The following is a 9,174-nucleotide window of genomic DNA, read 5'->3' as shown; positions in this document are numbered from 1 at the left end:
GGATTTTGGCGGGTTTTTTGTTGGGGAAAATCGAGGAAGATAAATCGCAGGTAATAAAAAACCCGGTTATGATACTGGGTTTATAAAATCAGTAAGTTAGAATGAATTCAACGAGTTGATTTAGTGATGATAGGTGGTCAAATGTGGTCTTTGCCAACCTCTGCCGCCACATTGTCGCCACTATTCATCGTTGCCAGTGGGTTGAAGCTCAATGCAGTATCGAGATGCTCTGGTGCAAAGTGTGCGTACTTCATGGTCATTTTTATGTCACTGTGACCGAGGATTCTTTGCAGAACCAGAATGTTACCACCGTTCATCATAAAATGTGCTGCGAACGTGTGACGTAAGACGTGGGTTAACTGACCTTTAGGTAAGGTAATGCTGGTTTGTTCTATCAGCCCCATAAAGCTGAAATAGAGGTCATCAAACACTTTATCGCGTTTGAGCCCGTCAATTTCATTGTAGAGTGCCTCACTGATCGGAACGCTGCGATTCTTCTTACCCTTGGTTCTGGTATACGTAATTTTGAACGGCGACAACTGGGAGCGAGTCAAACTCTCGGCTTCCCGCCAGCGAGCACCAGTAACCAAACAGATACGGATAAGCAGGGATAGATCTTTTTTGATGGAGTTTTCTGCTTTTAACAACAGTTCAGAAATTTGCTCATGTGTCAGCCACGCCATTTCTTTTTCAGCGATCACAAACTTACGCACGTTCTCCAAAGGGTTTGGTTGGTTCCACTCACCTAGACGAATTAATTCGTTGAATGCGCCGCTCAGGTAGTTTTGCTCAAGGTTTACCGTGACAGGGGCTGCTCCATTGCTCCATTTTTCAGAAAAGTAGATTTTCCCTTTTAGGCGCTGGTCACGATAGTGCGCAAAATCCTTTGCCGTAAACTTACTGGCGATGGGATCGCCGAGTGCTTCTACAACTAAATCCAACTTCTTACGGGTTCTCTTACCGGCTGTGAGTGATTGCCCGTGTAGGTTAAACCAAAGTTCGACGATCTCACTGAGTTTGCGACGGTCTTCTGCTTCTCCTAGCCACGGTTTGTCGTTCACTTCGCCCATAGTGAAACGCTCAAAAGCTAACGCTTCACCTTTGGTAGCAAACTGTTTGCGGATTCTGCGACCAACACGGCCTGCGGGGTAACACTCACAGATCCATTTACCTGTGGTGAGTTTTCGTACTGCCATTAAAAAACCCTCATATCTGAGGGCTTAGTTTAACTGTATATAAAAACAGTGGTCAATGTTTGTCGCGGCTCTAAAAAAACATTCGCTGTGTTATGCAACAACCAGCTCTTCTTTGTTCTGGTTGTTGATAGCAGACTCCCGCTCTTGGGCTATAGCCAATGACTCTCTGTACTCCCTTGCATCAGCAAACATCGTCCATTGGGCGTTGATGTTCATTTCCTCAATAGTGGACTTTATATCGCGTAGGGAAACATTGAAGAATTCTTTTCTGCTGTTGACTTTATTAACCTGATTTTCATTGAATACTTTATGTAAATGATTTTCTAATGATGGTGCATCATCGCTATAAATCATTGCGTGAATGTCAAATGAGAAAGGAACACTCGCATCCCCTAATTCGCGAACTCGGTCAAGTGGCTCTAAACGGCGGGTCATGCCTATTTTGAACACATCGTCACCAAATGAACCTATGTTGCTAATGATATAAACATGGCCTGAGCGTGTTTGTTGAGCCATAGAAATTGCTCTTTGGTTTTTGGCTTCGGCTTCTTCATATTTTTGTTGTAACTCAGCTAATTTCTGCTCAAGAACTAAGCGTTTTTCTTCACTAGCATCAAACATTTCTCTAGTGGCTTTCTCTATTGCTTGCTTGATCGCTTTTTCTTCTTTCTCAGCTTCTTTAATTGCTTTTTCGTACTCTTTCCGTGCCTTTTCTTCTTCTCTTAATTGCTCTTTAATTCGGCGTTGCTCTTCTCTTTCTTCTAACATTATTTCGTTAACAGCAACTACCCATTTCAGTTCATTCAATCTAGCTTGAAGGAACATATCCGTTATGCGTGCTGAACGAAACGCTGAACCATTGAAGTTTACTGACTCAAATGAGTCTCTAATTTCTTGGGAAAGTTTCCCATAGTTATTATTCTTGGCTTTTGATAGTGCGGTGTCGACTTTGCCGTTAAACGCATCAATAACAAACTGTATGGCGGCGTTTCGTCTTACTGGTTCCACATAATCACAACTAGCAGCTTTGTGTGTGCGAATTAGGTTGTCGGTTAGCTCTCTGGCTTTCTTTAGTTCTTTCCCAGCATCTGTAAACTGGTATGACTCGGCCAGTTCATCAAGAACACTACGGTTAGGTATGATCCATTCATCCCCATATCCGTCGATCTTATTTTTCATGGCTCGAGCTGCATTGATATACTTCTCCGCGTTTTCTTTCGCTTCGTATGCGGAGCCTGCAATTGCTTTAGCTCTATCTTCTGCTGATTGAATTAATAAACTTGCGTTATCATGTGCATTGGATATTATTTCATTTGATTTTTCGTTGGCATTATCCAACCGCTCTTTGGCTTTTAAACGAGCCTCACGGGCTTCTTTTGTTATTGCAATAGCTTCGTAATCAGCATTACTAATAGTAAGCTTTGCTCGTTGCCTAGCTTCGTTAACAATATTAAGGGCTTCGACTGTCGCACTGTTGATTTTTTCTTTTGCTATTACGGAAGCGTTGTTTATTTTATGCTCAGCATCTAAAACAGAATCATGTAGCTCTTGATATTTCCAAAGTGGTTCGGATTTTCTGATTAAATCGGCTAGGTTGGCAGATTTTTCCTCTAACTCTTCGGTTAGGGCTAATGCTCTTTTGCTGCTTTCTGTGACCTCATTTTCAAGCGATTTTAGCTGTGCCCTCAAAAATAATTCGTTCGTTTTATGAACTTCTTCACTTTTTTTTCTGCTCTTTCTCTCTTTTATCCATAAAGTTAAAAAAACAGGAGAAGAAAAAAGGATAAGTAAAAGAATTATAGCTCCGGTATCCATGCTGCCCTCAAATGATTACATCAGTTTTTTGTTGTAGTGCTTTTGATAACACCTATGAAAGATACATCTGCAATATCACACTCAAAGGAGTGTTTGCCATTGTCGATACGAATACGGCCTTTGGGCAATCGAGTTATATCTCTGATGACAATATTATTTTCGATACTGACGACCCATTTCCCATCACAGGGATCGTGTTCAGCCATGTCTGCGATGTAGGTAGTGTCATTGTCTATGATCACAACAGGTTGTTGGATTGAAGTAGATATGAAGTTTTTATCAAACATAAAGAAACCTTTATCAACCAGTGTCCCTTCTAACAGCTGTTGTTTTGGGAGTGTCAATAAATCTGTTAGCTCGGCATCGTGCATTGGACCTTCACCGAACGATAGCCATTTGATAGATAAGCCAGTTTCCATCGCGCACCGAAGCACCCAATCAGCAGGGAAAATGTCACGCATGTAGCGTGTCGCCATTGTGCTTTTGGATACACCTAAGTGATCACAAAGTGCTTGGCGCGTTGTAAATCCGTACGCCTCAACTAGGCGTTCAATGGCCTTTTTACCGCCGTTATTGAAATCCATACGTACTCCTCAACGAATTTAAATCATTGACAGATTCCAAAAGCGATCTTAAAGTTGAACTCGAAGTGTTCTTTTGGAGCCTTCACGATTAAACACTAATAAAACCGGCTCGCCACAAGCCATATAACTGAGGAATGTTGCACCATGAGCAATAACATTTCAATCACTCTGAACACACCGCACGTCACAATTGAGCGCTATAGCGAACTTACAGGGCTTCCCGTTGATACGATCAACGACATGTTGGCCGATGGTCGCTTGCCTCGCCACCGTCTCCGTAAAGATAAAAAGCGTGAGAAGGTCATGATCAATATTGCCATTCTCACATTAGATGCGATCTCTGAAAGTAAACTTCGGATTGCATAGTTTTCATCGTGTGGTTCGATATTGCGATATGTTCGGAGAAGCAACTATGTTTGATTTCAAAGATTCCAAACACGCACAGTTCGATGAGGCTTGTCGCGCTTTTGCTTTACGCCATAAAGGTGACCTATCGGCAATCGCCGAGCGTGTTGGTATGAATCCGCAAATGCTGCGGAACAAGTTAAACCCGGACCAACCGCATCAACTGACCTGCGTTGATGTTATGCGTCTGACCGATGAAACCGAAGATCCGACGATCTTGGACGGTTGGCTAGAACAGATGCAATGTCATCCATCGGTGCCGCTGAATGAGATGGCCGGGGAAAATATTCCGGTTTATGTTCTCAATGCTACGGCAGAAGTCGGGAAGTTAGCGGCTGATACCGTTGCTGGCGGCCATATGAATATGACTCGGTTGGCTGATTTCAAACGTACCGTAAATTCAGCCGTTCGTTGCTTAACGCTAGCGGGTATCACGATGCAGGCGCGTGTGCAGTCCAATCCCACCTTATCGTCTGCGGTAGATGCCTTAACCGGTATCGGTGCGACGTTTGGCATGAGTTGAGGTGGTGATGATTATTTCAGTTGCACCACTACTCAAACGGCAGAGTCCATCTCGCCAATATCATGCCAGTCACGGCTGGGTTGAATTGCGGAATGGTACACACTGGCACCCATCAAGAAATCAGCAGCAGTTGATTGCCGGAATGACCAGCAGCAAAAGGGGGATCGCATGGCTAACACAGAAGCTGCGTTCAATGTGCGGATAACCGCAGGTGAGCGCCTTAATGGTTTAACCCACCTCGCCATTATTCGCGGTCAGTTATTTGGTGATGATAGCGGTAAAGATTTGGAGCGGTTTATTTTCGATATGCGTGACAAAGTAGATTCACGTTATTTGGATAATAAACGCGCATTAGCGGCGATATTTTATTTAGCCAATATTCCGGCGGCTCGTCACGAGGTCGAATTTAGTGAGCTGACGATTGCCGAGAGAAAAGCACTGATCGGTGCAATGAGTCATTTAAAGGCAGTCGTGAGTTTATTTCCAAAAAGACTCGCAATGCCTAATTAACCCGCAAAGAAAAATACTGGCGTAAACCCGCCGGGTATCCCTTTGCCTAAAAACAGGAATCCAACAATGAAAAATATCGAAGTGAGAAAAATGAAAGTGGCCGCGAACTTGGACACGTTGCTGACTGGTGCGCGGATGGAAGAACGCCGCAGCCGTGCCGAAGTGATGGCTACTCGTTTGCAGAATCTGGCTAATCACATTCAGGGCAACCAGTTAAACCACATTGAAGTGGCTGAACTGCTGCGTCAGGAAAGCGAAGCAATCCAACATCAAGCGCAGGAGTTGCACTAATGGCCGACCAAATGGATATGGCGCAAGAGCGCCAGCAGGAAATCCTTGAACGCCAGATTAAAAATGCCCGCGTTGTTCGTACCGGGCGAAATGTCTTTTTCTGTGATGACTGTGGGGAGCTTATCCCGAATGCCCGTCGCCAGCTTTTGCCGGGTGTTGAGCGGTGCGCGCCTTGTCAGGAAATCAAAGAATTGAAAGAGAAACATTACAACGGAGGTTCGGTGTGAGAACTATTCATAAATTAAAGATTGCCCGTGTGCATTTTGCGGCAGTGTCAGCGTGTAAAAAAAGAGCTGAACTGAGACGAAATGACCGTAATTTTAAATGTGGTGATTATCTACTTTTACGCGAGTGGAATGATGAATATAGCGGTAATAAATTGATCGTGAAAATCACTCATATATTGACCATTAGTGATTACATCATCGGTGGAGGTAATTGGGTGGTTTTGTCTATTTCGCCGATAAATGGAAGTGATGTTCCTTCAATCCTCGACGCTAGTTTTGGGGGTGAGCAATGAGTACCCAATCAACGATTTTACGCTGGGCGGGTAGCAAAACCCGCATGATGGAGACGCTAAAGCAGCACCTTCCAACAGGAAAGCGCTTAGTGGAGCCTTTTGCAGGTTCGTGCTCGGTAATGATGAACACTGATTATGAACAATATCTTATTGCAGATGTGAATCCTGACTTGATCAACATGTATCAAGTTATAAAAGAAAAACCTGAGTATTTTATTTCGGAAACGAAACGGTATTTTTCTTTGTATAACGATGCTGATAGTTATTACGAGCAGCGCCATACTTTCAATACAGACGCTCTTTATCCACTCAGACGGTCGATGATATTCCTGTATCTTAATCGCCACTGCTTCAATGGTCTGTGCCGTTATAACAAGAAAGGTGAATTTAATACTCCATACGGAAAATTAAAAAAACCTTATTTCCCAGAGGCTGAGATCCGCGCATTCGCAGAAAAAGCGAAGCGTGCCACATTCATCTGCACCAGTTTTGAAGAAACGCTGGAAATGGTAGAAGGCGGTGATGTCGTGTATTGCGATCCACCGTATTTACCGGCTGATGTTAACAGCGGGGAGTTTACAGCATACCACTCTGACAAATTTGGTTATGACCAGCACCTTAGCCTTTCAACGCTGTTACGTGCTGCATCTCATCACGGTGTCGATGTTGTTGCGTCCAACAATGATAATCAGCTGGTGATCGATCTCTATTGTGACTTTGAACAATACCCGATGGCTGTACGTCGTAGCTGTGGTGGTAAAGGGGATAGCCGAAAGTCTGCTGATGAGCTGATCATTAAAAAAGCTGGGCAAGTGCCAGCCGCCTTATGGATGGGGTGGGATCTGGCGAAAGGGCCAGACGTGAGTATGTGCAGATGACTGATGCCGTCGAATGGGCATATCCATGGAACGCACCGCGTCCAGCCATCGAATCACCGTATTATGCATTTTATCAGCGGCTGAAGGACAAGCCGCTGAGTCAGGCCGAAACTTACGAACTCGCTATTGAAGAAGCTAACCGCCGTGATCGCATGATCGCGGCGTTGCTACATGCGCGTAATAAGTTGGCGAAACAGTCTGCGCTTGTACGCCGCGATATTGCCCGGCGTATGGATACTTTGGAAAATTTGCATGGAATTCAGCGAGCCAATGCGTACTTAATCAATTCATTTTTTAAGCGCACATTGCCACGCCTTGAATTAGTCACCCAGCGTTACCGTCTGCCAGTAATGACAGAGGGTAATGCTTCTCTATTTGGTCGTTACAACAAGCTCCCTGATATGTCTCGCGAAGACGTCGAATTGCTGGCGGAAGACGTTGCCACGTTTATACGTCTGGAGCTGGGTTTTATCAGTGACCAATTACCGGATGCTAGTGATCTGCGTGTTGGCTGGGCGCTATATCAGCGAGCGGGAACTATCGCGCTGCAATTGAGGCAAACGCCGCCGCTGTGGGATCGCATCAATAACAAGGTGTTTATCGAATCGGAAGCCAGTACGGCGATCTACAAAATGACGTCGCCGGTATGGTGGTTGGGGCGTCTGCGTCGTATTGCGAACGAATGGCGCGAACATCTGCAAATTGCGCTGCGTAATGTCAGCAAGAAGGGCACCCCCTACGCCAGCCGCATCACTATTGGTGAATGGCGGGAGCAGAAGCGCCGCACCCGTGAGTTTTTGAAGGGGATGGAGCTGGAAGACGAAGCAGGCAACCGCATCAGCTTGATCGATAAATACGACGGCAGTGTGGCAAACCCGGCGATCCGTCGCTGTGAACTGATGACGCGTATCCGTGGCTTTGAAAATATCTGTAATCAACTGGGTTACATCGGGGAGTTCTACACCCTGACAGCACCGTCTAAGTATCACGCCACAACTAAATCCGGTTACAGCAACGGCAAATGGAATGGCTCAAGCCCAGCGGATACGCAGCGTTATTTGCGTAGCGTATGGGAGCGAGTTCGCGCCAAGTTGCACCGTGAAGATTTGCGCATCTTTGGGATTCGCGTCGCAGAACCTCACCATGACGGAACACCACACTGGCATATGCTGATGTTTATGGAGCCTGAGAACGTGGACCGTGTGCGTGAGATCCTACGTGATTACGCGTTCAAAGAAGACGGTAGCGAACTGAACAGCGGTAAGGCCCGAAAAGCTCGCTTTCATGCCGAAGCTATCGACCCCGACAAAGGCAGCGCTACCGGCTACGTGGCGAAGTACATCAGCAAAAATATCGATGGTTACGCGTTGGATGATGAGCTGGACGACGACACTCAGCAGCCGCTGAAAGAAATGGCCCCGGCAGTGTCCGCATGGGCGGCACGCTGGCGCATCCGTCAGTTCCAATTTATTGGTGGTGCGCCGGTGTCGGTCTATCGTGAGTTGCGTCGCATGGCTGATTCTGAAACGGCGATGGGCTTAAGCGTTGAGTTTGCAGCGGTACATGATGCGGCAGACGGTGGCGACTGGGCGGGATATGTGAACGCACAGGGCGGTCCGTTTGTTCGTCGTGACGATCTAGTGGTTCGTACCTATTACGAGCCAGCCGAAGACCTGAACGCCTACGGTGAAGAAACAACACGCATCAAAGGCGTTTTTTCTCCTTCTGTTGGTTCAGATACCCCGATTATCACTCGTACGGTGCAATGGAAGATTGTACCGAAGCGTGCCCTTGATTTGGCCGTTGACCTGTTGGGCGCTCCTGCGCCCTCTCGGAGTTCTGTCAATAACTGTACGGTGAGATCGGGATCGCCAGACCTTGCACCGGACAAGACAGAACCGATAACGATTGATTTTGACCGGCTGACACCGAAAGAACGGCGACAAATGTTGCGTAGGGTGAAGGAGGAAGGGCAAACAGAGTCGAAAAATCAGCGTGCAGGCTTTACTGGTGATCCTGCGTTGGAGGAAGCGCACCGTAAATCCGCTGCAACTATTCAGCGTAGGAATGATAGCAGGGCGGCGGCGTTGACCGCTGCTGGCGATGCTATGGATAAAATCACCGAGGAAATGGCCCTACAGGGCGTGGAACTCACACAAGCGGAAGCGTGGCGCATGACAACGGGTTACACCGTGCAAATAGGGAATGCAGCGTTCCGTGGTTCTGCCAATGGGGAAGTGTTCCAGCATAAAACTAAGGATAAACAAACTGTATTGAGGTTGGCGAAGTTTATTGAACGGTATCATCCAGCCATGAGAATGGCGCAACAGGCCAGATTATTGGCGAAGTATTGCGAAGATGAAAAGAAACCATGCGATCCGAATGTAGCTGATATTTAACACATTCGGTTATGACGGATTGTTGTGTGGTAAATGGGTGAGCAATTTGAGCT

General features: G+C 46.2%; 12 protein-coding genes. 9 read left to right on the top strand and 3 right to left on the bottom strand.

The features are described 5' to 3' along the window. Window positions 1–137: 137 nt before the first annotated feature. From AC3ISQ_RS14225 to AC3ISQ_RS14215, 3 genes are all read right to left on the bottom strand, one after another. Window positions 138–1,196 (bottom strand): phage integrase, encoded by a 1,059-nt coding sequence (locus AC3ISQ_RS14225; protein WP_489347482.1) that lies wholly within the window; start codon window positions 1,194–1,196, stop codon window positions 138–140. 90 nt (window positions 1,197–1,286) lie between these two features. Further along, the gene (locus AC3ISQ_RS14220) at window positions 1,287–3,011 is read right to left on the bottom strand and encodes a GIY-YIG nuclease family protein (RefSeq protein WP_489347480.1); all 1,725 of its coding nucleotides are present in this window, start codon (window positions 3,009–3,011) and stop codon (window positions 1,287–1,289) included. Between the two features lie 20 nt (window positions 3,012–3,031). After that, window positions 3,032–3,595, bottom strand: a complete 564-nt coding sequence (locus AC3ISQ_RS14215) for a phage repressor protein CI (RefSeq protein ID WP_489347479.1) — start codon at window positions 3,593–3,595, stop codon at window positions 3,032–3,034. A 144-nt stretch (window positions 3,596–3,739) separates the two neighbouring features. Here AC3ISQ_RS14215 and AC3ISQ_RS14210 point away from each other — a divergent pair, with 144 nt between their 5' ends. The 9 genes from AC3ISQ_RS14210 (at window position 3,740) to AC3ISQ_RS14170 (ending at window position 9,121) form a co-directional block, all read left to right on the top strand. Next, window positions 3,740–3,961, top strand: a complete 222-nt coding sequence (locus AC3ISQ_RS14210) for a regulator (protein ID WP_166492980.1) — start codon at window positions 3,740–3,742, stop codon at window positions 3,959–3,961. Window positions 3,962–4,007: 46 nt separating this feature from the next. After that, window positions 4,008–4,523: a phage regulatory CII family protein gene (locus AC3ISQ_RS14205; protein ID WP_489347477.1), complete on the top strand. Its 516-nt coding sequence runs from the start codon at window positions 4,008–4,010 to the stop codon at window positions 4,521–4,523. 7 nt (window positions 4,524–4,530) lie between these two features. Then, entirely contained in the window at window positions 4,531–4,728 is a 198-nt protein-coding gene (locus AC3ISQ_RS14200) for a phage filamentation protein Fil family protein (protein WP_489347475.1), read from the top strand. Further along, window positions 4,692–5,033 carry a DUF5347 family protein gene (locus AC3ISQ_RS14195; RefSeq protein ID WP_489347473.1) on the top strand — a complete coding sequence of 114 codons (342 nt, stop codon included), beginning with the start codon at window positions 4,692–4,694 and terminating at the stop codon, window positions 5,031–5,033. Before AC3ISQ_RS14200 ends, AC3ISQ_RS14195 begins: the two co-directional genes overlap by 37 nt. A gap of 66 nt (window positions 5,034–5,099) precedes the next feature. Further along, the gene (locus tag AC3ISQ_RS14190) at window positions 5,100–5,324 is read left to right on the top strand and encodes a DUF2732 family protein (protein WP_489347471.1); all 225 of its coding nucleotides are present in this window, start codon (window positions 5,100–5,102) and stop codon (window positions 5,322–5,324) included. Continuing rightward, complete coding sequence (locus AC3ISQ_RS14185; protein ID WP_489347469.1) at window positions 5,324–5,551, top strand: TraR/DksA family transcriptional regulator; 228 nt, start codon at window positions 5,324–5,326, stop codon at window positions 5,549–5,551. Before AC3ISQ_RS14190 ends, AC3ISQ_RS14185 begins: the two co-directional genes overlap by 1 nt. Further along, complete coding sequence (locus AC3ISQ_RS14180; protein ID WP_489347467.1) at window positions 5,548–5,844, top strand: DUF3850 domain-containing protein; 297 nt, start codon at window positions 5,548–5,550, stop codon at window positions 5,842–5,844. Before AC3ISQ_RS14185 ends, AC3ISQ_RS14180 begins: the two co-directional genes overlap by 4 nt. Continuing rightward, complete coding sequence (locus tag AC3ISQ_RS14175; protein WP_489347465.1) at window positions 5,841–6,722, top strand: DNA adenine methylase; 882 nt, start codon at window positions 5,841–5,843, stop codon at window positions 6,720–6,722. Before AC3ISQ_RS14180 ends, AC3ISQ_RS14175 begins: the two co-directional genes overlap by 4 nt. Continuing rightward, complete coding sequence (locus tag AC3ISQ_RS14170) at window positions 6,719–9,121, top strand: replication endonuclease (RefSeq protein WP_489347464.1); 2,403 nt, start codon at window positions 6,719–6,721, stop codon at window positions 9,119–9,121. Before AC3ISQ_RS14175 ends, AC3ISQ_RS14170 begins: the two co-directional genes overlap by 4 nt. Window positions 9,122–9,174: the final 53 nt, after the last annotated feature.

The sequence above is a fragment of the Serratia sp. KH_031 genome (genome assembly GCF_057839655.1).
This window is presented reverse-complemented; position numbering and strand designations above follow the sequence as displayed.